The 23,781-nt window shown below is 44.3% G+C and carries 19 protein-coding genes; 7 read left to right on the top strand and 12 right to left on the bottom strand.

What is annotated here, in order from left to right:
* Positions 1 to 188: 188 nt before the first annotated feature.
* Together A6D97_RS20925 and A6D97_RS20930 are read left to right on the top strand one after the other, a co-directional pair.
* Positions 189 to 1,073 carry a LysR family transcriptional regulator gene (locus A6D97_RS20925; protein ID WP_065585184.1) on the top strand — a complete coding sequence of 295 codons (885 nt, stop codon included), beginning with the start codon at positions 189 to 191 and terminating at the stop codon, positions 1,071 to 1,073.
* Positions 1,074 to 1,419: 346 nt separating this feature from the next.
* Positions 1,420 to 2,670 carry a sensor domain-containing diguanylate cyclase gene (locus A6D97_RS20930; RefSeq protein ID WP_065585185.1) on the top strand — a complete coding sequence of 417 codons (1,251 nt, stop codon included), beginning with the start codon at positions 1,420 to 1,422 and terminating at the stop codon, positions 2,668 to 2,670.
* Between the two features lie 151 nt (positions 2,671 to 2,821).
* Here the strand turns inward: A6D97_RS20930 and A6D97_RS20935 are convergent, their stop codons facing one another.
* A complete protein-coding gene (locus tag A6D97_RS20935) occupies positions 2,822 to 3,646 on the bottom strand; it encodes a DUF2797 domain-containing protein (RefSeq protein ID WP_017063586.1) in 825 nt (274 codons plus the stop codon).
* 303 nt (positions 3,647 to 3,949) lie between these two features.
* Between A6D97_RS20935 and A6D97_RS20940 the strand changes: the two genes are divergently transcribed.
* Positions 3,950 to 5,245, top strand: a complete 1,296-nt coding sequence (locus A6D97_RS20940) for a GGDEF domain-containing protein (RefSeq protein WP_065585186.1) — start codon at positions 3,950 to 3,952, stop codon at positions 5,243 to 5,245.
* A gap of 254 nt (positions 5,246 to 5,499) precedes the next feature.
* Here A6D97_RS20940 and A6D97_RS20945 read toward each other — a convergent pair whose 3' ends face one another.
* The 3 genes from A6D97_RS20945 to A6D97_RS20955 all read right to left on the bottom strand — a co-directional run bounded on the left by A6D97_RS20945 (position 5,500) and on the right by A6D97_RS20955 (position 9,729).
* Complete coding sequence (locus tag A6D97_RS20945) at positions 5,500 to 6,870, bottom strand: DASS family sodium-coupled anion symporter (RefSeq protein WP_065585187.1); 1,371 nt, start codon at positions 6,868 to 6,870, stop codon at positions 5,500 to 5,502.
* 197 nt (positions 6,871 to 7,067) lie between these two features.
* Entirely contained in the window at positions 7,068 to 7,868 is an 801-nt protein-coding gene (locus A6D97_RS20950) for an ElyC/SanA/YdcF family protein (RefSeq protein WP_065585188.1), read from the bottom strand.
* A 172-nt stretch (positions 7,869 to 8,040) separates the two neighbouring features.
* Entirely contained in the window at positions 8,041 to 9,729 is a 1,689-nt protein-coding gene (locus A6D97_RS20955) for an NAD-dependent malic enzyme (protein ID WP_017059764.1), read from the bottom strand.
* A gap of 183 nt (positions 9,730 to 9,912) precedes the next feature.
* Between A6D97_RS20955 and A6D97_RS20960 the strand changes: the two genes are divergently transcribed.
* Both A6D97_RS20960 and A6D97_RS20965 read left to right on the top strand, forming a co-directional pair.
* Positions 9,913 to 12,291, top strand: coding sequence for a helicase-related protein (locus A6D97_RS20960; RefSeq protein ID WP_065585189.1), 2,379 nt, complete (start codon positions 9,913 to 9,915; stop codon positions 12,289 to 12,291).
* A 203-nt stretch (positions 12,292 to 12,494) separates the two neighbouring features.
* On the top strand, positions 12,495 to 12,872 hold the full coding sequence (locus tag A6D97_RS20965; protein ID WP_017059766.1) for a hypothetical protein: 378 nt from the start codon (positions 12,495 to 12,497) through the stop codon (positions 12,870 to 12,872).
* A gap of 166 nt (positions 12,873 to 13,038) precedes the next feature.
* On the opposite strand, the gene A6D97_RS20970 is transcribed toward A6D97_RS20965, so the two are convergent.
* The 7 genes from A6D97_RS20970 to A6D97_RS21000 form a co-directional block, all read right to left on the bottom strand.
* On the bottom strand, positions 13,039 to 14,142 hold the full coding sequence (locus A6D97_RS20970) for a phosphoribosylaminoimidazolesuccinocarboxamide synthase (protein WP_017055177.1): 1,104 nt from the start codon (positions 14,140 to 14,142) through the stop codon (positions 13,039 to 13,041).
* Between the two features lie 311 nt (positions 14,143 to 14,453).
* Entirely contained in the window at positions 14,454 to 14,861 is a 408-nt protein-coding gene (locus A6D97_RS20975; protein ID WP_017055178.1) for a SulA-like leucine-rich domain-containing protein, read from the bottom strand.
* Positions 14,862 to 15,225: 364 nt separating this feature from the next.
* Positions 15,226 to 15,414, bottom strand: a complete 189-nt coding sequence (locus A6D97_RS20980; RefSeq protein ID WP_017059767.1) for a hypothetical protein — start codon at positions 15,412 to 15,414, stop codon at positions 15,226 to 15,228.
* A 165-nt stretch (positions 15,415 to 15,579) separates the two neighbouring features.
* Positions 15,580 to 16,665: a tetratricopeptide repeat protein gene (locus A6D97_RS20985; RefSeq protein WP_065585190.1), complete on the bottom strand. Its 1,086-nt coding sequence runs from the start codon at positions 16,663 to 16,665 to the stop codon at positions 15,580 to 15,582.
* A 157-nt stretch (positions 16,666 to 16,822) separates the two neighbouring features.
* A complete protein-coding gene (locus A6D97_RS20990; RefSeq protein WP_065585191.1) occupies positions 16,823 to 17,491 on the bottom strand; it encodes an OmpA family protein in 669 nt (222 codons plus the stop codon).
* A 99-nt stretch (positions 17,492 to 17,590) separates the two neighbouring features.
* Positions 17,591 to 18,280: a DUF2786 domain-containing protein gene (locus A6D97_RS20995; RefSeq protein WP_017059769.1), complete on the bottom strand. Its 690-nt coding sequence runs from the start codon at positions 18,278 to 18,280 to the stop codon at positions 17,591 to 17,593.
* A 209-nt stretch (positions 18,281 to 18,489) separates the two neighbouring features.
* Positions 18,490 to 19,173: a DUF3334 family protein gene (locus tag A6D97_RS21000; protein WP_017059770.1), complete on the bottom strand. Its 684-nt coding sequence runs from the start codon at positions 19,171 to 19,173 to the stop codon at positions 18,490 to 18,492.
* Between the two features lie 222 nt (positions 19,174 to 19,395).
* Between A6D97_RS21000 and A6D97_RS21005 the strand changes: the two genes are divergently transcribed.
* Positions 19,396 to 22,431: an FAD-binding and (Fe-S)-binding domain-containing protein gene (locus tag A6D97_RS21005; protein ID WP_065585192.1), complete on the top strand. Its 3,036-nt coding sequence runs from the start codon at positions 19,396 to 19,398 to the stop codon at positions 22,429 to 22,431.
* 66 nt (positions 22,432 to 22,497) lie between these two features.
* Entirely contained in the window at positions 22,498 to 22,959 is a 462-nt protein-coding gene (locus A6D97_RS21010; protein WP_017066183.1) for an isoprenylcysteine carboxylmethyltransferase family protein, read from the top strand.
* 91 nt (positions 22,960 to 23,050) lie between these two features.
* Here the strand turns inward: A6D97_RS21010 and A6D97_RS21015 are convergent, their stop codons facing one another.
* Positions 23,051 to 23,776, bottom strand: a complete 726-nt coding sequence (locus A6D97_RS21015; RefSeq protein ID WP_017067089.1) for a DUF3581 domain-containing protein — start codon at positions 23,774 to 23,776, stop codon at positions 23,051 to 23,053.
* Between the last annotated feature and the right edge of the window lie 5 nt (positions 23,777 to 23,781).

The following is a 23,781-nucleotide window of genomic DNA, read 5'->3' on the forward strand; positions in this document are numbered from 1 at the left end:
TTTTATTTAGAAACGATGCCTGTAATTAGATGCTGACGCTTTTCGTTAAGCGCTAGGTATCGTGTTGTTACTTAGCTATCGCCGTCTTGTTGTATCTAATACTAGTTCCAAACCAATTAGGTGATAATATACTAAACAGGCAAAACATTGTTGCTATATAGCAAAGATAAGATACGGGTAGATTAAGTATGGACAGCTTTGAAGGTATTAATGAGTTTGTTGCGGTAGCCGAGTGTCACGGCTTTTCTGCAGCAGCAAAACAGTTGGGTTGCAGTACTAGTCATGTCAGTCGCCAAGTTTCAAGGTTGGAAGAGAGAGTTGGCGTGGCGTTGCTTGCGCGTTCAACACGGATGGTGAGCCTGACCGAATCGGGTCATACCTATTATCAGCAGTGCAAAGACTTGGTCATTGGGCTGCAACAAGCGAATGAACAAGTCACGTCTCAACAAACTCAGCTTAGCGGTACATTACGTGTTAGTGCTGCGGGTGCATTTGCAGAAAATCATGTTGCGACAGCGCTGATGGAATTTGCCAAAGATCATCCTGAACTCACCATAGAAATGAACTTCAATACTAAGATGGTGAACTTCATCGAAGATGGTATCGACTTTGCCATTCGTTATGGTCGATTAGACGATTCAGGGCTGGTGGCAAGAAAGTTGGTCGATCGTCCAATGGCGGCTGCAGCCAGTAAAGACTATATAGAGCAATTTGGTTCGCCTACTCATCCAGAGCAGTTGAAAATGCATAGCTGTATTATCGCTAACAGTGATCAGTGGTTATTTGAGAAAGAGGGAAAATCGTTAAATGCAGTACGAATACATGGACGCTGGCGCAGTAACAATTCGAGCGCAGTACTGAAAGCATGTGAAGAGGGGCTTGGCATCGTTTATCTTCCTAAAAGCAGTTTCAATGGCAGTCTTAGCAATGGAAAACTCGTCCCTGTGTTAGAAGAGTATTGGGGAGCGGGCACAAGCAGTTGGATTGTTTATCAGAACCGTCGTTTTCTTCCACAGAGAGCACGGTTAGCTATCGACTTCTTAGTCTCATATTTCTCTGATTGGAATGAATAGTTCGTAGGTTTAAAGAATAGTGCGCAGGTTTAAAAGAATAGCGAACAGGATTTGAAGTGGTTGGGAGCGGATTCTTTCATCAGTTCAAGGCCAAAAGTAGAAAAAGATAATGGTTACATTGGTATAGGTTATCTATTTCTGTTTTTTGACGCGAATAATGGGATTGAGATGCTTGTCTACTTTTACTAACTCGTGTTAGCAATTGAGTTGTAGAGAAGGCCGCAACAGTACGATATACTAGATGGCATATTAATGTCCCTAGCGCGTGATAGATTGTGTGGAAGCGTTGGCAGGATGTGTTGTTATGCTCCAGTTTATGAAGTGTAGCTAGAGTGCGGAGTTGGCAATGTCTTCAATAAATTTCGAATCCACGTACGGTGTAATAACTATTCAAGATATGAATGTAGTGAGTGTTGACGCTAACTATGCTCGCATCTATGGATACCAATCGCCCGAAGAACTACTTTCTAATATCGATAGCTTTCTAGATTTAATCTCAGAAGATTACCATGTTTTAGCTTATCAAAATTACCTTGAAACGGTCAGTGGTCAACGCGACCCTCAGGTTCACACCTATACCAATATTGATCGTAATGGCAGAGAGTTCACTGTGTTTTCTATCGACCATGTGACGGAGTGGCAGGGAAGACCTGCACTGCAAGTCACGGTTATCGATCTTTCCCCAGCGATTCAGCTGCAAAATGCGGTGCTTGAGCAAGATAAGATGTATCACGACATGATCATGCAATCTGGGCAGGGCATCTTGGTTCACCGAGATTTCAAGCCGCTGATGGTTAATCAATCTTGGGTCAACATGCAAGGCGCGGCTTCCATCGAGCAAGTATTAGAGCTGGACTCTATCCTTGAACTGGTACCAAAACAGAATGCCGATGGCATCAGCAAGCACTATCACGCGATCGTATCAGGGGAGTTGTCAGGTACTAGTACCGTGGTTGAAAACATTGGCTTTGACGGCGTTCATCGGTTCTTCAATATTTACGACAATGCGATTACTTGGAAAGGTCAGCCAGCCGTTCAGGTTGTGCTCGAAGATGTGACTCAAAAGGTGATTCTGGAAAAGCAGTTGGTACACCAAGCGAACTTCGATGAAATGACCGACTTACTTAACCGCAGAGCGATTTATGAGTGGTTGAGAGAGCACATGTCCTCTAAAAACTACCTTGTTTGTATGCTGCTAGATATCGATGATTTTAAGTCGATTAATGACACTTACGGTCATATGGTCGGTGATGAGGTCATTTGTGCTTTGGCTAATATTACCAAGCGCAGTGCCGAGAAAGCCGGCGGAGTCGCAGGCCGTTGGGGTGGCGAAGAGTTCATTATATTTATCCCAAACACGTCTCTTGAAACAGCACACGAAGTGTCAGAAGAGATTCGCCAACAGTTCAATCAAGTTGAATTCAGAATCGATGAACAGTTACGATTTAATTCGAGTGTCAGTATCGGAATCAGTGATAGCCAAGCCTGTGAAGACGGTGTCACGATTGATGCACTCGTGAATTTAACCGATCAATCTCTCTATCGCGCGAAAGCCAACGGCAAGAATTGTGTAGACGGAGATGTGGTTGCGCTCTAACGCCTAAAATCGTCATCGAAAGCGAATAGGATCGACAACGAAAAATGCCCTCAAGTCATCACTTGAGGGCATTTTATTTTTTGGCTATTCACTAAGCGCTTCTAACTATAAGAAACGCCTCTAACTATAAGAAACGTTTAAGTTCTACAAGTTATGCCGACACTTCCACTTCGTAAGAACCAAATTTACGGATGTTAATCACACCAGTATCTAGGATTAGGTATTGGCCTTTAATGCCTTGAAGTACGCCTGTCACTTCAGGGTTCTTATCAAAGTTATGCGACACAATCTTCACTGGGTGCTGTTCAACTGGGTAGCTCAATGAAGTGATGTTTTCGCTCAGAATCTCGATAGCATCATCACCAAACTTCGCTCTGATCTCTTGGATTTTATCCTCAACCAACGGCAACAGTTCTTTGGCTTTTTCTACCAATTCCATATCGTCGCCGTCGCCTTTAAGCAGCGTGCGCCAGTTGGTTTTGTCAGCAATGTGCTTTGCTAACTCAACTTCGATCAGGCCAGAAATCTGACGTGTTTTTACCTTCAAGATAGGCAAACCTTGAGTCGCGCCTTGGTCAATCCAACGGGTAGGGATTTGAGTGTGACGAGTGATACCTACTTTTAGGCTTGATGTGTTCGATAGGTAAACGAAGTGATCAACCATGCAGTTCTCTTCACCCCATTGAGGCTCGCGACACGTGCCTTCATCGTAGTGACAAGTCTCTGGCTTCATGATGCACATGTCGCAGCTTGCTAGCTTTTTCATGCACACAAAACAGTGGCCTTGAGAGTAGCTCTTCTTAGTTTTCTTACCACATGAGCAGCAAAAAATATTGCCGGTGTGAGTGAGGTTGATGGTTTTACCAATCAGAGGGTTTAGCTCTACAAACTCTTCGCCTACAGGCAAACGGTAGGTAACCGCGCCATCAAGGGAAGCACTCATCTTTTTGAGTGTTCCTTTTGCTAATAAAGACATGACATTACTCGTTGTATTTTGATTATTATTTCGTCGACTCGATTGCGCTGTGAGCAGGCAGTACGGTTAACGATGATTATGCGATGAGTATAACAAATAGAGCCTGTTTTTATACGCAATATTACTTGATTCTCGCCGTGAATAATCAACAGAAAATACATGCATTAAAATATAGTATGACATTTTGTTCGGGCGTGATATAACGTTTTTTAGTGATTTATTGGTATTAAGATCACTAATTTATCTAACTTGTTTTTTATCGTGAAATCCCAACTATAGGGATATTAAGCAGGAAGCTTAGACGTGAAGTGGATCCATAAGATTGTTATCTTTCTAGTTATCGCAACGCTTGCCATTGTGCAGTATTACCGTGTGAGCGGAAATCGTGTGATAACGGCAATTACCCCTGATAAATATGAATTTATCGCGACCAGTGATCAAGTTGATAGGGGAGTCAGTACGTCCCAGTTATCCTATGAAAATGGACAGTACACTCTCGATTGTGAACTTAAAGAATCTGAGTATCCGTGGCCTTACTGTGGGCTGTCGATTCGTATCAACCCTGACATCACCTCGGGCCTTGACCTTTCTCAGTACCACACCTTTAGAGTGAACATTGATTACCATGCGGAGGCTGACTCTAGTGGCCGTTTGAGAACCTATCTACGTAACTACAACCCTGCTTATTCAGTTCCTGATGACGAGTACACGCACAAGTACAATGGGATGGAGTTTTCTCCAGGAATCGATGGTGGTGTGATTGAAATCCCGATCAAAAATCTGCAAGTGATGACATGGTGGCTGGCTGACAACGACATTGCGTTAGAGCATTCGGCCCCTGAATTTTCGAATGTGAATATGGTTGAGTTTGCTACTGCGTCTGGAGCGAAACTCGGTCACCACAGAATCGTCATCCGCAGTATTGAGTTCGAAGGTTCGTATATCACCGCAGAAAGCTTGTTCATGATCCTACTGTTTGTGTGGGTGGGGACGGGCACCGTATTCTTGCTGTCAGAGTTAAACCGTTCAAGAAAACGCATGGTGATCGCAGAGAAAAGACATCACCACTTAAAGAACGTCAATCGCGCACTGAGAGAACAGAATTTTGAATTTTCAGAGATGGCCCATCGTGATGAGTTAACCGGAATACTAAACCGCCACGCGATTCGTGATTGGTTGAAAATGCAGTCACAACATGTGAAGCAAGGACATGGCAAGCTGGGTATGTTGTATCTCGATATCGACTACTTCAAGAGTGTAAATGACAAGTACGGACATCAAATGGGTGACCATATTTTACGCGAGTTCAGCATGGTGGTGGGCAGTTCGATCAGCGCTACCGACAAGTTGGTGAGATGGGGTGGTGAAGAGTTCATTGTTTTTTGCCCTGAGACCGAAGCCGGAGAGGCGCAGATAAAAGCTGAACGCATTCGATTATTGGTTAGCCAGCACCTTTGGGTTCATGGCGATCCGCTGACATGCAGTATCGGTGTTGCCGAGATGAAGCAAGAGCGAGTGACAGAGACCATTGCTCGCGCTGATGAAGCTTTATATCAAGCAAAGCATTCAGGTCGAAACCAGGTGATCTTGAGTCACTAATCTGAAAATTGTTTTGATGAGTTTATAAGCCACACGTGCATATGTGACGTGTGGCGTTTTTATGGTTCTTCTCCCAAAAGCCAAAACAAAAAAGGTGGCGCGGGGCCACCAAAAGGGAAAGCGTTTCTTGTTTTTATATGCCCGTTCAGTGCTTGCTTACGCTGAACGGGCATTTTTGTCTTGGTTGAACCGGGGGAAGTTCAACCAGTTTAGGGGAGCATTCCTGTAAGCATGCGCTTATAGAACGTTAGTGTTTACCAGAAGATCCAAGCGAACAGAGTCAGAACTAGGATACAAACTAGGTTCAACACCATACCGATTCGCATCATCTCTTTCTGCTTGATGTGACCCGAGCCAAACACGATTGCGTTTGGTGGTGTTGCAACAGGAAGCATGAAGGCACAAGACGCAGCAACAGCGATCAGTGCAGACAAAATAACTGGCGACATACCAAGTGCTTCAGCGATGGTTGCGAATACTGGCACCAGAAGTGCTGCACTCGCTGTGTTACTCGCAAATTCCGTTAGGAATACCACGAACGCTACCACGGCTAGAATCGTAAGCAGTACGCCAGCTGTTTCTAAAAATCCGCTTAGTGAGTGTGCTAAGAATACGCTGGTTCCTGTCGCTTTTAGAATGTTACTTAAGCAGATACCACCACCGAATAGGATAAGAACACCCCAGTCCGTTTTCTTCTCAACGTCTTTCCATTCCACCGCTCTAGAAGCGCCAAGCAGTACAATTGCGCCAATCGCTACTAAGCTATCAAATTTAGAGAATCCGCCAATCATTGCGTTGATTGGTTTACCGAATATCCAAAGCGTTACGGTTAGAAGGAAGATAGACAGTGTGATTTTCTTGCTGTTTGTCCACTCAACTGGGGCATGGTCTAGCTCGAATTTGTGGTCAAGCTTTGGCTTAGTCATCACGTAAAGAATAATCATCGCGATTGGCAGTAAGATCATTGAGATTGGAAGACCTAGCGCCATCCACTCAGTAAAGCTCAAGCCAACTTCTGCAGCGGCGATTGCGTTCGGTGGGCTACCCACTAAGGTTGCGATACCACCAATCGATGCACAGTAAGCGATACCCAGCAGTACGAACACGTAGGTGTTGCGGTCTTCACTTTGGTCAACTTTGTTCATGATGCCAAGAACAAGGGGAAGCATCATTGCAGTCGTTGCTGTGTTCGAAATCCACATCGACAAGCCTGCACTCACACCGAATAGCATGAACACCGCCACCGACATTCTGCCTTTTGCAATCAGCAGAACTTTGTCGGCAATCGCCTTATCGAGCTCTTGCTTGTTGAGCGCAGCAGCAAGGGCAAAACCACCCATGAATAGGAAGATGATTGGGTTCGAGAAGTTCGCTAATGCAGCGGGCGTATTGAACACACCAAACAAGACAGCCAAGAGTGGAACGAGCAGAGCGGTGATGCTGACATGAATAGCTTCGGTTAACCATAGAACCGCAACGAACACGAGAATACTCAAACCAGTATTGACTTGTGATTCGAAAGGAAGGGTGTTGAGCAAGAGTGCGAATAGCGTGAAATTACCAATTAATATCATGCTGTTGCGGGTAAACAACCAGTGTTTCAGTGTAGTAACAAGTGCCGTCATAAGACGCTCCTTTTGTTTATCCTCGTTGTATTGGCGCGTGACTTCATTGAGTCATGCTTATTATTGTCGAGGTATATAGCTTGATGTAGGGTCAGACTTTGTTGGAAGAATGTTACTCAAGTTAATAAAGGAGTGTTGGTGTGTTTTTGCTTAACAATGGGGAAGTGTGAGGCAACAAATTCAAAATGTGTAGTTTTCTACACATCTGTCTCTGCTGGGTCTGCAATCGGGCTTTTTGTAGGGTCTACAACAGGGGTTACAGTGGGGTCGGTGATAGGGTTTGGGATCGGAAATGATTCCGGTTTTGGACTCGGTTGAATCGGCTCTTTAGGTCCAAGGAACTTTGGCGTTGTCCCCATAATATACAGATCAAGGAATGCTTTGGTGCGCGCAAACACTTCACGCAAACGTATTGAGCTTCCCGAGTGATGGGTTGGTCCTGAAACCGCTAAACATTGTGCATGAATATCGTAAGAATTGGCGATGAATAACGCTCTTTCACAGTGGAATTTTTGAGTGATGATCAGAAAGTTATCGGTATCGAATATCTTTTTGGCGCGAACAATCGAGTCTAAGGTTCTAAAGCCTGCGTAATCGAGGTTAATGCGTTCATCGGGTACACCCGCTTTCAGCAAGTCGCGTTTCATCGTCCACGGCTCATTGTAAGAGCGATGAGCGTTATCACCACTTAACAGAAACTGGTCGACTTTTTCACGGTCGAACAGCTCAATCGCGGCTTCGATTCGGTGCTTATAATAGTCGTTGAGTGTTCGACCCAAATATTTACTCGTGCCAAGCACAACGGCGACCTCAAGCTCGGGCACTTCATCTATATCGTAGATGATGCGATCTTCCGCTTGCCATGAAACCCAATAATCGATCGCAATAACCGCAGCGCTGCCTACTAAGAACACGAGGAAAGCGCCAAACAGAAAACCTTGCAGTTTTTTGTAAGCTTTTTTTATGTAGCTACGGATAATGTGAGAATCAAATTTCACTCTCGGTATGGTCCTTTCACTGAGCATTAATTTTTGAGTGCTCGATAATACCAAATAAAAATGAGAAAAATCAGTTAAAAAGACAAGACAGTTTAAAGAAAAAAGCCCCTGCAATTGCAGAGGCTCATATAAGAGTCGTTAACGCTCTTTATTCCAAGCGCAGTACGCTTTATTAGAATGCCGTGCGCTTGTAGCGACGGTAAACTGGCTGCCAGAAGTGCTGGTCAATCGCTTGTTGCAGTGCTTCTTCAGTGATCTCTAGAGCAACGCCCTGTTCAATCGCCTTTTTACCTACCGCAAGAGCAATTTTCTTAGATACCGTGTGGATCTCTTCCAATGGTGGAAGTAGAGCACCTGTGCCATTGATTGCTAGTGGAGAACACGTAGCAAGTGCACGGCTTGATTCCATTAGCATTTCGTCAGTGATGCGTGAAGCATTCACAGCCAATACACCAAGGCCAATACCTGGGAAGATGTAGCTGTTGTTACACTGAGCGATTGGGTAAGTTGTGCCGTTGTGAACGACTGGCTCAAATGGGCTACCTGTCGCAACAAGTGCTTGGCCATCAGTCCAACGAATAATGTCGTTTGGCGTCGCTTCAACACGGCTTGTTGGGTTCGACAGTGGGAACACGATAGGGCGTTCACTGTGTAGGTTCATCTCTTTGATGACTTCTTTGCTGAATAGACCTGGAGCACCAGACACACCAACCAATACGGTTGGTTTCGCGTGGCGAACTACGTCTAGTAGAGAGAAACCAGTGCCATCGCTTTCCCAGTCTTTGGTGTTTTCGTTGGTTTGAACCAGACGCTGTTGGAAATCAAGCAGGTTTTGCATGCCTTCTTGTAGCAGACCCCAACGGTCAACCATGTAAACTTGAGAGCGAGCTTGTGCATCGCTGATACCTTCAGACACCATTTGGGCAATGATAGCTTCAGCAATACCACAACCTGCAGAACCCGCACCTAAGAAGGTGATGCGTTGATCTGAAAGTTTGCTGTTTGCTGCTTTACATGCTGCAAGTAGAGAACCAACCGTTACGGCTGCTGTGCCTTGGATATCATCGTTGAAACAACAGATGCGATCTTTGTAGCGCTCAAGCAGTGGCATTGCGTTTTTTTGTGCGAAATCTTCGAACTGAACTAATGCATCAGGCCAACGGCGTTGAACCGCTTGGATGAACTCTTCAACGAATGCATCGTAGTCAGCACCCGTAATACGAGGATGACGCCAGCCCATGTACATTGGGTCAGCAAGACGTTGAGGGTTGTTAGTACCCACATCGAGCACGATTGGTAGCATGTAAGCTGGGCTGATACCGCCACAAGCTGTATAAAGTGCTAGCTTACCAATTGGAATACCCATACCACCGATGCCTTGGTCTCCCAAACCAAGAATACGCTCACCATCCGTAACCACGATAACTTTAACGTTGTGGTTTGTCGCATTATTCAGTAGGTCATCGATACGATCGCGGTTCGGGTATGAGATAAACAGACCACGGCCACGACGGTAAATATTTGAGAAGTTCTCACATGCTGCGCCAACCGTTGGCGTGTAAATGATAGGCATCATTTCAGAAATGTGGTTTTGAACTAAACGATAAAAAAGCGTTTCATTAGTGTCTTGGATGTTACGAAGGTAGATATGCTTATCCATATCACTTTCGAAGTTACAATATTGTTTGTATGCACGTCCTACTTGCTCTTGGATTGTTTCGGTTGTTTCCGGTAACAAACCTTCAAGGTTGAAAGAACTGCGCTCTTCAGCAGAGAATGCGCTGCCTTTGTTTAGAAGAGGTGTACTTAGTAGAGCAGGACCAGCATAAGGGATATATAGAGGGCGTTTATCGTTGTTCATTGGATGCCTAATATGGGAGAAAGGGTAACTAAAAAATGATAACGGTTTAGTTATTCAATTGTAAATAGTTTCTCCGCGATCTGAGCAAACAAAATGATATTCTTACCTCTGTCCCACACTTATCGAATTTCAACACGATAATTCGTTATACTTTGCTCACACTTTTTCGCTACTCGCCATTTTATGTCATTACTTCCCATCGATGCTTATCAAAACGTATTCCACGAACAAATCGCTAATTCTCACCTTGTCGTAGAGGCGGAAACCGGATCAGGTAAATCAACGCGCCTGCCACTTTGGGCTTCTCAGCATGGACGAGTGCTGGTGGTGGAACCAAGACGTATCGCGTGTACGTCATTGGCTAAATACCTCGCACAGCAATCGGGTGAGAAGCTTGGTAGCAAGGTTGGCTATGCGATTAAGCTTGAGTCAGAGTATAACGAGCAAACTAACGTTGTTTTTGTGACGCCCGGTATCGCGCTGCGTTGGTTATCAGAAGACGGATTAGCCAGTTTTGATGTGATTGTGGTGGATGAGTTTCACGAGAGGCGCTGGGACATTGATCTGCTGGTGGCGATTCTGAAACAAAAAGAGAGCCATCGCTTGGTGATCACTTCAGCAACCATTGAAGGGGAGCGTCTTGCTGATTACTTGGATGCGAATCGAATTAGCTGCGAGGGGCGAACTTATCAAGTTGAGATTGAACACAGAGCGAATGAATCCAGAACACTGCCTGATAGTCGACATCTAGGGCAGCGCATCGTGGAAGAAGTTAATCATCAGTTGATCGCTTCTTCTGGCGATATGTTGGTTTTTCTACCGGGTAAAAAAGAGATCGTGCAATGCGAACAAGCCTTAGCGAAAAATCCAGATATCCAAGTTGTTAAATTGCATGCGTCGGTCAGTGATAAAGAGCGAGATTCAGCGTTATCGGGTCGGAATATCAATACTGAAGGTAATGGTTTGAGAAAGGTCATCCTTGCGACCAACGTTGCAGAAACCTCATTAACCATTCCTGACATTGGCGTGGTGATAGATTCAGGATTAGAGAGACGCACCGTTCAGCGTAATGGCAGAACCACACTGATGCTTAAATCCATATCACGAGCGAGTGCCAAACAGCGAGCTGGCCGCGCGGGTAGGGTAATGGATGGCGTTTGCGTGCGTCTATATGGTGAACATGCGGCGTTAGAGTTAGTCACACCGCCTGAATTGCAGCGTGAAGAGCTGACTGAACCTATGTTGGCCGCAGCATGTTGTGGATCTCCGCTTGAGAGCTTGTCCTTCCTTGACCCTATTCCAGAGAAATCACTCAACAGTGCAACTCAAACCTTGCTGACGATGGAAGCGATTAACGCCGACCATCAAGTTACCGAGCATGGTAAAAAGCTGTATCCGTTGCCGATTGATGCTTTGTATGCCGATATCGTTACTCGAATCAAAACCAAAGCATTAAAAGAGGCGATGGTTGATCTCACTGCGGCGCTGTCCGTTCCTGCTCGCTTGTATCAGTTACCAAACAATGCAGAACATCTTGAAGCGCTCGCGCAACAAGAGAAGGAAGGGTGTGATTTAAGCCTGTTGATTCAGATTGTGCGCGGTCGAGAATATCCGCATTTAGACATCGACCAACAGGCTCTGAATGAAGCTCAAGGATTGGCGAAGCAAATGCGGGAGGTATTTGAACTTCCTCAGTTAGAAGTCGCGTCACGTTTCCAACGCATTGAATTGCTCAAGACCATTGTGAATCTGCATCCTGAACTGGTGTTTGTGCGCCGACTGAAAAGGAAAGAAGCCTTTGCCAATGGTGTTTTAGAAGTGGTGCTCGGTCGTCAGAACCGTTTCCCTGATAATGCACAAGCGATGTTGGTGTTGGATACTCACAGCTTGCCGGGAAGAGGCGTTAAGCAAACACTGACCTTAGCGACGGTCACGACACCCATTCCTCTTGAGCTTCTCATTGATGCTGAACTAGGAGAGTGGGAGCAAGGCGAAACCGTTGTGAATGATGATGGTGTTTTTACCGAGATGGCATTGGTGTACGCAGGCCGCACGATTACAACCAAACTCGTCGCCGCTGAAGGGCAACTATCGTTAAAACCTATCGTCGACCTTGTGTTAAATGGAGAGCAGCTTCCCGGTTTTGCAAAGGCTCGCACTCAAGAAATCAAACACTGGCAGTTGTATGTGAAACTTGGTCTCGATGAACAAACTAAATACACACCAGAAATTGAGAACATTAACTTTGAGCTATGGTTTATAGAGCAGCTTGAAGTACTAGGTGTTACTGATGTCAGCGAATTGGAAATGTTCGATCATGCAGACATACCGTTCGATGGCATTCCAACTTGGCTCTACTCAGAATTTTCGGAAAAATACCCGTTTGCATTGAGCCTTGCCGACTTGCAACTCGATGTTGAATACTTGCCCGCAAGAAAGCTGATTTACGTCCATTATCAGTCGGGTAGCCGAAAGTTATCGCCAAAACGTTGGGAGCTACCGACATGGTCTGGTTGGCGTATTCAGTTCAAAAAAGCGAGTCGAATAATTGATATCAAATAGATGGATAAGTTTTATCTCTAAAATATTAATCAAATAGATGCATATATGATTTTTCAGTGCTTATTTTGTTACAAGTTTGATTTTTATATTCCTTTTTAACCAATCAAAAGGTCATAAAAGACTATTCTTCTATATCCTATTGCTATAAAGAAAGAGTTGATAGATATTGAGTATATTGTGTTGCCAAAGTGTCGGGGGACATCATGGATAAACAGGAAGAGACGCGTGTAGAGTTCGATTACACAACATTTCTTGGCGCCTCATGCAGTAAAAAATGGACTTTTCTGGAAGCACTCACCACAATTGCGCCAGTGTTCAGTACCGTCTGGCGAGATAGCATTAAAGAGTTGGGCACCCCAGAGGATCGTTTATGGCAGATGGCATTGAAATCAATGTCGACGCGTAAAAGTGATGAGTCGAACATTGTTACCTTACTCAAGCTCGCTAAGCTGGAAGGGATCAATGAGCTCAAAGTGGTGATGCCATATTCACTTGAAGAAGAGCAGATCGAGTATATTGAATCGCGCAGTCATTTAGTGATTGCGGGTAATTCTGGAGAAGAGTTCACGATTAAGCTGTAACTTCAGCTCGCCTATAATCTCTCTCGAGGAATAGTAAAAACGTACACGTAAAAAGGGCCTCAAATATTGAGGCCCTTTTAGTATCTAAAACTTGAGTCTACGAGCTTATTAGCTTTCGAGCTTTTTATTTTGAGATTAAGCGATTAAGCAATTAGCAATTAAGCGACTAGTCGATTAGACCATAGTCAGCGCGCAGTACATCGATGATCTCTTGCTTAGGATTTTCGCTCAGTACGATCTCCGCACCTGTGATTTTCGCTGCGATATCAAGGTAAGTGCGAGACAGAGACATTAGAGAATCCAGTGGAAGTTCATTGTCACGAGCCAATGCTTCACGTTCTGGCATACGCTCTTTATTCAAAAGAATGTCGGCATCAGGGAAGTAGTTAAGCAAGAACTGACGGAAGCCTTCTTTTGAATTCTCAACGATGTTGCCGTTGTTATATTCCTGAGTATCCCAAATGCGAGATGAATCTGGAGTACCGACTTCGTCCATGTAGATAAGCTTTTCTTTGCCTTGAGCATCGTTGACGTAGCCAAACTCAAATTTGGTATCAACAAAGGTTTGGTCTACTTTTGCTAGCGCTTGGCTGATTACGTTGAAGCCTTCTTTAAGAAGTTTTTCGTAATGCGCGATGTCGCTTGCTTGAGTAAAGTTGAATGCTGCGAAGTTATCTTCGATGTTGTTGCGTGTGATGTTCACATCGTCAGCTTCTGGAACGCCAGGAATACCTTTCAGAATCCCTTTTGTTGAAGGCGTGATCAGTAGCTCAGGCAACTTCTTGTCTTTCTCAAGGCCTTCAGGCATCTCGATACCACAGAATTCACGTTCGCCGTTTGCGTATGCACGCCACATTGAACCAGTGATGTATTGACGACAAATCGCTTCGATCATGACTGGGCGAGCTTTTTGTACAATCCATACGAACGGGTGAGGGATATCAAGAATATGACTGTCAGCAAGTCCGTTGTCTTTAAACAATTTGAACCAGTGGTTAGAGATAGCATTCAGAGCCGCTCCCTTACCTGGAACACCTTTAAGATTCCCTTCACCACGCCAGATACAATCAAATGCAGAGATACGGTCACTGATCACCATGATTGCTAAAGGCGCATCTGGTGCTACATCGTAGCCTTTCTCTTTAATTAGTCGTTGGCTATCTTCTTCAGTTAACCAGTAGACCGAACGAACCTTGCCACTGTGGACAGGTTTATCAGTACGGATTGGTAGGTCATCATTTACGGCAAGAACTTGATCAGCAAGGCTCATTTAGACATTCCTATCTTTTATCAAACGTCATACAGAGAAGTGCGGTGTGCACATGATTAGACGGGCATTATACCCAATCTACTATTTGCTTCCAGAGAAAAAGCAAACGTTTGCTAAATCTGTTGTTTAAATAAAAACCCCCGCCTAACAATCCGCTAAAAAATGGGCGAATTGTAGGGCAGGGGAAGGCAGTATGTTTGGACTGTGTTTTGGCGAATTGTTTCTTAAGTTAAATTAAGTTTGTTAGCTAAAAGATTAAGCTATGTTTGTGGACCATGTTTTTGAGCCAACATGTTATTAAGCAAGGTGGCTTAGTGAATACGCTCTGAATTTGCATCCATAAAGAAGACTTCACATTGAAAGCGTAACCCTAATGTTCTTAGGTACTGTTGGCTGAACTGATCAATCGATGCACTTGCAACAATCGCGCTCGCATTCTTAGAGCGGATTGCTTTCTCGACAGTCTCTACCTCAGTCATTTGATGAGAGGCTTTCATATGAATAACGCGGTCGCAGCAAACATTATGTTGCTTAAGCTGCTTAGCCGATGGTCTTGGTGTTTGAGCCGTAAACAGTAACCACTGATGTTGATTGGACAGCAACGCCATTCTTGCAAACAACGCTTCCTCGTTTGAATTTTTGCTTTTACGAGAAACTGATGTAAATGCGCAGTGAACTAGCGGGCTAGAGTGTTGTGCTTTAACGTGTGCTTGAATCATTTTGCTGTCCTTATATACATGCTGTATGTGTATACAGTAGTTTTAGTTGCTTATAAGATCAAGCGTTTTTTGCGGGATTATTGGACGATTTCGTCTGAGGTTATGGATGGTAAATGATTAAATCATTGAAAGTATTCGATAAATTAAATTTGAATGAATCTGCTGTTTTGTATCATAAGTTGAATAAATGTGAGCTTTATACAGGTGTATACACTGGTTTTTGCAGAAAAGTACTGTATATACCTGTATAGAAGAGAGAACAAAGAAGAAAGAAGAAAGAAGAAAGAAGAAAGAAGAAAGAAGATCTAAAACCACAGGCACAAAAAAAGCGCCTTAGGCGCTTTCTTATATTTCACGGTGTTGCTTATCTCAATGTCGCTTGGGAGAGTTTTGCTCTCATTTCCATTTCACCAATATTGAACTGGCGAACATCAATGGTTGCAATATCATTGCACTCGTTACATGCATGATGACACTTACCATCTAGGTAGTCGTGCTTTTTAACTAGGCTTGGCTTTTTGCACCAATCACAAACGCCTTCTATTGTGAACATATTCTCTCCTCACCTGTTTAAGTCAGGTGTATTTTCGGCGCAAATTATGACACAAGTAAGACCCATTAGTTAATAGTTTGTTACCCGTTTTTGAGAGGGGGATCGATTGCAACACCAATAAAATCGATATCTTTGAGATCTAGGAAAATGAAGATGTGTGTTTGTTTACGATTTTGTAACATTTTGTAAAATGGTTTTTAGCGCATTGTTCAAACGTTTCATTTCTTCGTCACATCCGTGACCATCTGGATGGTAGATCTTTGATAGCTGTTTGTATCGGATCTTGATGCTTTTCTGGTCGGGGATTGAGCTAGGTGTGTAGCCAAATAGCGCGCAGGCCACCTGCAAATTACTCAGACCTTTGCTGTTTTTCTGCTTCTTCAATTCGTGGAACATAGTGTTCAGCTGGCGTTTTTGCTGCTTAATCGTAAGGTCCTTCGAGCTAAGCTGCGCTTCAAGTGATTGTTGTTGCTGTCGCGAATCACCCGACTTTAGAGCTTGTCTTTTTCTTGAGATAACGAGCGTCGCAATAATGCTGATGATTGAAATCAACACGGCCAACGCAGCACCAATCATATAGTCAGAGCTAGTTAGGTTAGAACTGGAGAGGTTAGAGCGTGATGCTTGGTTAGATTGAACGTGCTTAGATACCCCCTGACTGGTGTCTATTTCAGAGTCGATGCTGTCATCGAGCTGTTCTATTGAAGAGATCTGTTTTGCACGTTGCTGGTTGAATTGTGCTTCCAAAATGCGGTTGTAGCCCTCTTCTGCTTGTGGATTATCTTTTAAGGCTGCTTCATACCATAGCTGCGCTTTATCTAATGGTTGAAGGAGGTCTTGTTCTAGCGAGGATTCGTAGATTTTTGCTACCTCGATAGGTGCGCGCTGGTTACCTTGCAACGCCGCTTTAATAAACCATTCCAAAGCAAGCTTGTTACTTTGTTCAACACCTGTACCTGCCAAGTACCATTCACCCAGTCTAAATTGCGCGTTTGGGTTGCCGTTTTCTGCTGACTGCGTGTACCAATACAATGCATCACTGGTGCTAACAGGAACGTCGACACCCGATTCATAAGCTTGAGCCAATTGGTATTGAGAAACTGGATCTTGAGGTTGTGATTCTAGTGAAAATTCATCACTGCTTGCTGCGTGCACGAAATGTGTGGTGGACAGTTGAATCGTGGAAAAGGTGAGGGCTAGAAATAGTGTTCTAAGAAATGATGATGACAGAATGTTGGATAGGATCAGCAAAAGATAAGTCTCGTAAAAAAGCCCAGAATCGATATGTCAGTATGAATACGCTTTATGGTCGTTGATTATTATTATCACGTTAAATGAGTAACATAACTGATAAACAACTATATAGAGGTTAATTCAATAGATAAAGATGGACTGGGCTTTAATCGTGCTACTTAAGCGGCAAGATTTGAATTTCTACGCGACGGTTACAAGCACGACCTTGAGAGGTGTTATTGTCACATAGAGGGTAGCGCTCACCGTTACCACGAGCAATAGCACGACCTGCAGCAACGTCTTGAGAGATCAAGAATGCACGAACAGATTCAGCTCGACGGTCAGAAAGGATTTGGTTCGTCGATTCGCTGTCAGTGTGACCTTCAATCACTAGGCTAGTGTCTGGGTATTCAACTAGGATGCGAGCAACGCCGCGAAGGGTATTGTGAATGCTTGATTCCAAAGCGTAAGAGCCAGAATCAAAACCGATGCCGTTTTCTAGGCGAAGTAGAAGTTGGTTTTCACCGACACGTTCAACTTGAACGCCTGAATTCATTAGCTCTTCACGAAGGGCAGCTTCTTGTCGGTCAAAGTAGTAACCAATACCACCACCAACAGCGGCGCCACCGGCAGCACCAATAAGTGCACGTTTACCACGGTCTTTAGAGTCACCAGTTGCAGCACCAGCAACGGCACCAGCGAGTGCACCAATTAGAGCGCCTTGAGTTGCAGAGTTAGCCTCAGATTCGCCAGTTGTCGCGTTTTGGCGTTGAGTTGCCTGACAACCCGTTAAAGCGATAGTAAGCGCTAGGGCTAGTGTGATTTTTTTAACGTATTTCTCCATCATGTACTTCTGTCAAACGAATGAATCCGAGTGACAAACATAGTCCTGTAAATCTTATTGATGGTTTTTATCAATACGTCGAAGCAATGTAAAGTGGCTCTATGATTTAGTTATCTTTTTAGCTGCCTGGGTACCGCCAACTGGTCGATTAACAGACAATTTACGACCTTTCTTCAAACCAACTTCATAATCGGCGGTGAGGTTTTTCATCGCTTCTCTCAGTTGCTGTTTGAACGTTTCACGGTCGATATTTTTGAATTCTTTATCAATGTAATTATTGATCTTGTTGTTTGATTCGTCGTCTGGGGTAATAGTTGGTAGCTTTTCAAGCGCACCTTCAACCCAGCCTGAAACAAACGAGTTCACGCGGCGTGTCACTTCTAAGGACCCTGTGCCAGAGCCAGCAAAGCTATTTCTGAATTGGCCGGTGTGTTCATTCAGTTCACGATAAATGATATCGAAAGCGAACGCTGCGAAGATCGCGCGGTCGGCTTCACCAATGAACTCAACACGCTTTAGGCCTTTATGATTCAGCAATACGGCTTCTACGCCAAATTTGGTGTTGATACCGCGAATAACACGCAGCAGTGTAGAACTGATATTTGCAGGTAACAGGTGACTGGACTGAGTTTTCCCCATCTTGATAAATTCAATATCGTCTTTTTCGAGACCATATTTCAGCATCAAGTTATGCGCCATTTTTATCGCATTGGCAGCTTCATTGACGTTCGCAGAATTTCCAAGCTCAAGACACTTGGCAATTTTCTTTAGGGCTTTTTTCTTATCCATCGACAATTTAATCAGTACCGCAAATTTTTAAAAGTCCAACATTTTACATGTTTTCGCGGGTAACAGAAAGGCAAAACTGGTTTGATGAACAAGGAAGGCGGTGAACATTGAACTGCATGAGCCCAGTTGGCGGTAAAAACAAAAACGCCATCAAGCGTATTGATGGCGTTAGTGACACGTTTTTTCAATATGTCTAGAGCATTCGTAAACTAGATACCCAGTTCATCGAGTAGATCTGCCGCAGAATCATTGCCAGAGCTTTGAGCTGGCTTGTTCGCTTCTTGCATTTTTTTCTGAGTCGCCTCAAGAATGCTATCTGGACATTCGTCTTCTGCGATTTCAAATTCTTCTAATTGAATGAACTCAGTCTTATCCATCGCAAGCTCAAGGTAGAAGATGTTGTTATTAGCGGTAGAGAAGGTCACACGACGAGCTTGTGGACGGTCGAGATTGGTATCAACAGAAAGGTTAACTTGCTTGTTCAGAGCCAGCATTTTCGGTTGGTTTTGTGTGATGTTGGTTTGCAGCTCTTTGCGGATTTTATTGGTGAAATCGCCAACTAATTGGTTCATCAACTCACCCAATACATCACCCACTTCGTCTGAAGTATGAAGCACAGCAAGCTCGTTTTCAGGCATGCCCATATTGCGCATGTAATTGGTGTAGATCTCTAGCGCTGCTTTGGACGTAAAATTAATAACAACGAGACCAGAAAAGCCGCCGTCAAACAGAACGAAGCAACCAAAATCTGGCTTTAGGCTTGTCTTGTTGATCTTTTGAACCATGGCTGAATAGGACACCTGAGAAGCCGTCGCTGAAGTCAGTACGCTTGAGACTGATTGGCATAGTTTAAGAAGGATATCTTCAGTTGTGACTGTTTTGTTTTTTTTCATTGTGATGTGCTCGTGGAGATGTCTTAAACAAAATGTTATTCAGTATATTGTTACTGAATTAAGACGAAAGTGACTATTTCTCCATTCTTGCACTGAGATTCTGATTTGATCACCTTTTTATATGATCTTAATAGTAGTAAAGTGACGAAATTCAAAGAAAATTATTATAAATCTCAGATAACCCAATGCTGATAGGATCAGCGAAGTAGGGGCAGGAAGCAAATGTTACCAAGACTTCAACTCAATGCTGATGTCGATCCAGTTGTCGTACGCTTTTTAGATGAACTAAAAACAGCGGGCTTTACTGGCGACATTGAATCTCAATATTCTAGCCGTTTGGCTGTGGCGACTGATAATAGTGTCTATCAGCAATTGCCGCAGGCGGTCATCCTTCCTAAAACAACGCAAGACGTTGTGCTTATCGGTAAAGTGGTTTCTAAATCCGCTTACGAACGCGTGACTTTTTCCCCTCGTGGCGGCGGTACCGGAACCAACGGACAATCTTTAACAAAAGGTGTCGTGGTTGACCTGTCGCGATACATGAATAAGGTTCTTGAGATTAACGAGAAAGAGGGCTGGGTAAGAGTTCAGTCTGGTGTCGTTAAAGATCAATTGAACGACGCTGTTCGCCCTTATGGTTACTTTTTCTCTCCAGACCTTTCTACCAGTAACCGAGCAACCTTGGGTGGCATGATCAATACCGATGCTTCGGGCCAAGGGTCATTGAAGTACGGCAAAACGTCTGACCATGTATTGTCGCTGCAAGCGGTGTTCGCAGATGGTTCATGTCTAGAATCTGATTTATCACACGGCTTACCTGTAGAGGGTGAATTCGCTCACCATGCACTTGTGGTGACAGAGGCGGTTTGTCGAGACAAACGCGCTCAAATCTTAGATAAATTCCCTCCGCTGAATCGCTTCTTAACAGGCTATGACCTAAAGAATGCAATCAACGAACAAGATGACAGCTTTGACCTAACTCGCGTTCTATGTGGCGCTGAAGGTTCTTTAGCATTCATCACGGAAGCAAAGTTAAACCTAACCAAGATTCCAAAAGCGCGCACACTGGTTAACGTGAAATACAACACGTTTGATTCTGCGCTGCGTAATGCGCCGTTCATGGTGGAAGCGAAAGCACTGTCTGTTGAAACGGTAGATTCAAGAGTATTGAACCTAGCGAAGCAAGACATCGTTTGGCACACCGTGAGCGATTTGCTGACTGATGTTCCGAACAAAGAGATGCTTGGCATCAACATGGTTGAGTTTGCAGGCCAAGATGAAGCGGAAGTTGAACAGCAAGTTCAAGCGCTGACTGCACGCCTTGAAACCATGGTTGAAAGCGAAGAAGCCGGCGTGATTGGTTTTCAAGTTTGTAGCGATTTGGCGAGCATTGGCCGAATCTACAACATGCGTAAGAAAGCAGTGGGTCTGTTAGGTGCGGCGAAAGGCCGAGCTAAGCCAGTCGCTTTTGCTGAAGATACTTGTGTACCACCAGAAAACCTCGCGGATTTCATCTCTGAATTTAGAGTGTTACTCGATTCAAAAGAGTTGAATTACGGCATGTTTGGTCACGTTGACGCGGGCGTATTACACGTTCGTCCAGCATTGGATCTGTGTGACCCGATGCAAGAAGCATTGATGCATGAAGTCTCTGATGAAGTGGTTAAGCTGGTGGCGAAATACGGCGGTTTAATGTGGGGCGAGCACGGTAAAGGTTTCCGTTCTGAGTATGGCCCAGACTTCTTTGGTGAAGAGCTGTTTACCGAATTAAGACGTATTAAAGCAGCATTCGACCCGCACAACAAGATGAACCCAGGCAAGATCTGTACGCCTTTAGAAAGTGACGCTGAATTGGTGAAAGTCACCGATACCAAGCGTGGTTTCTACGACCGTCAGATCGACGTACAAGTTCGTGACAGCTTCAAACAAGCAATGGAATGTAACGGTAACGGCTTGTGTTTCAACTACGATACTAGCTCGCCAATGTGTCCTTCAATGAAAGTTACGGCTGACCGACGTCACTCACCCAAAGGCCGCGCAGGCTTGGTAAGAGAGTGGTTGCGTCAACTGACTGAACAAGGCGTTGATATTCTCGACCTTGAGCAAGAAGCGTTGAAAGACAACACACCCGTTAAGACTATGATTGAGCGTGTTCGCAATACGATGAACAAACGCCATGAGTACGATTTCTCGCATGAAGTTCATGAGGCGATGAACGGTTGTTTGGCGTGTAAAGCGTGTGCGAGTCAATGTCCGATCAAAGTCGATGTACCAAGTTTCCGTTCTCGATTCTTGAACATCTACTACTCGCGTTACCAGCGCCCTGCAAAAGATTATCTAGTTGCCAACATTGAAACCATGCTGCCGCTGATGGCGAAAGCGCCAAAAGTAGTCAACGCTGCATTGGGTCAAAAGTGGATCCAAACGGCAACAGCTAAAACGGTCGGTTATGTTGATGCACCATTGATGTCGGTGCCTACGCTCAAAAATCGTCTAGCGAGTAAAGAGCTGCAACTCTTCGATTTACAGTATTTAGAAGGCTTGTCTTCTGAACAGAAGAAACAGCATGTGCTGATCGTTCAAGACCCGTTTACCAGCTTCTATGATGCCGAGGTGATTGAAGACTTTGTCACTCTGGCTCAAAAACTTGGCAAAACTCCGGTACTGCTGCCGTTCAAACCTAATGGTAAAGCGTTGCACATCAAGGGCTTCTTAAATCGTTTTGCACGTGAGGCGAAATCGACTTCGGATTTCTTGTCGATGGTGGCGGATATCGGAATTCCTTTGGTCGGTGTTGATCCTGCTCTTGTGCTTTGTTACCGCGATGAATACGTCGAGATCTTAGGTGACAAGCGCGGCGACTTTGATGTACTTACTGTGCATGAATGGTTAATGCCATCGCTAGGTGAGTTCGAAGCACGCTCAGCAAGTGAAGATATGTGGTACTTGTTTGCTCACTGTACTGAGAAAACCAAAATGCCGAACGCTGAAAAAGAGTGGGGTACTATCTTCAAACACTTTGGGGCGGCGTTAACCAGCGTTCCTGTCGGCTGTTGTGGTATGGCGGGAACTTTCGGCCACGAAGTCGATAAGCTACAAATGTCGAAAGACATATATGGTTTAAGCTGGAAGCCTCAAATGCAGGACTTACCAAAAGATCGTTGCTTGGTGACGGGCTATTCTTGCCGCAGCCAAGTGAAGCGTTTTGAAGGTGAGAAGCTTGCTCACCCATTACAGGCGCTAGCAAAAATTCTCTAATACATTTAGCCCAGCAATTGCTGGGCTTTTTTCTAAACTAACAAAGGAATGTTAATAAGGAAAAGTATGAAATTTCTAGAATTAAAAGTACCACCAGTTGCACTGTTCATTATTGTATTCGTAGCATCATACTTCTGCGCTCAACAGTTGAGCCAAGGGACACTGGCATTGCCTTATGGAATGATTGTGTTAGGAATCGGAGTCACATTGAGTGGTGTGATCGGAATATCCGGCATATTGGAATTTCGAAAACAGAAAACCACCGTTAACCCGATCAAAGTAGAAACCGCTTCAGCCGTCGTGGACAGTGGAATTTTTGGCTACACGCGAAACCCAATGTACTTAGGGTTGTTCATCCTGCTATTTTGCTTTGGCTACTTCTTCCAGAATATCTTCAGTGTACTACTTAGCTTTGGCTTCGTAATCTACATGAATTACTTCCAAATCAAACCCGAAGAGCGAGCACTAGAACAATTATTCGGCGCAGAATATGTTGATTACAAACAAAAGGTTAGACGCTGGATTTAGTGATGATTTGAGTGCTGGCTTAGTAATCGAAATAAAAAAGCCCAGCTTGAGATTATCAAGCTGGGCTTTATTGATCTTGTTCTTGAGCTGATTAAGCAGCGGCTGTGAACTGAGCTAGAAACATCTCTTTGCGTTCGTTGAAGCGGTTTACTAGGTCGTCTACAGAAGCTTGGTCGTATGGCTTAAGGCCACTTGCTACCATACGCTTCACGCCTTTACCTACTACTTCGCCGTCTTCTTTGAAATCGAAGTTCAGGGTCACGATGCCACGTTTTCCTTCAACATCAAAAGTCGCGCCAGAGAATTCAACTTCTGGGTGAGACAGGTCTAGGCGAGTAAATTCAACTTCCATGCTCTCGTAAATCACTAGAGGACGTTGGCAGTTGATCATCATTTGTTGTTCTTCCATAAGAGGAACCATGATGTGTGGGAAGTTCATGCCAGAGAACTTAACGTAGTTTGTTACTACGTGCTCGATGAATGCTTGATCATGGCTCTTCTCACCTTCACAAGACATGTGTAGGTACTCTTTACCATTTGCATCGATAAGTGAGCTCTCTTTTTCACACTTGTTGTCAACGCTTAACGCAATACCGTTACCAACCATACCAGAAAAATCAAAACGCATTTTTTGGCTGATGCCTTCTTTTTGCAGAAGTACTGCAAATAAAAGATCGCCAGGTACACAGAAGCGCTTGTTGTCTTCATCGTGAATCGGGTTGAAATCGCCAGCTACTTTTTTAGCAAAGTGGCTTGCTTGTTCACGAGTGAATTGAAATTGATTGTCTTCAGTAGAAAAGTAAGGTGTCAGAAACATAGTAT

The sequence above is a fragment of the Vibrio sp. ZF57 genome (assembly GCF_001691235.1).
Taxonomy (GTDB): Bacteria; Pseudomonadota; Gammaproteobacteria; order Enterobacterales; family Vibrionaceae; genus Vibrio; species Vibrio crassostreae_C.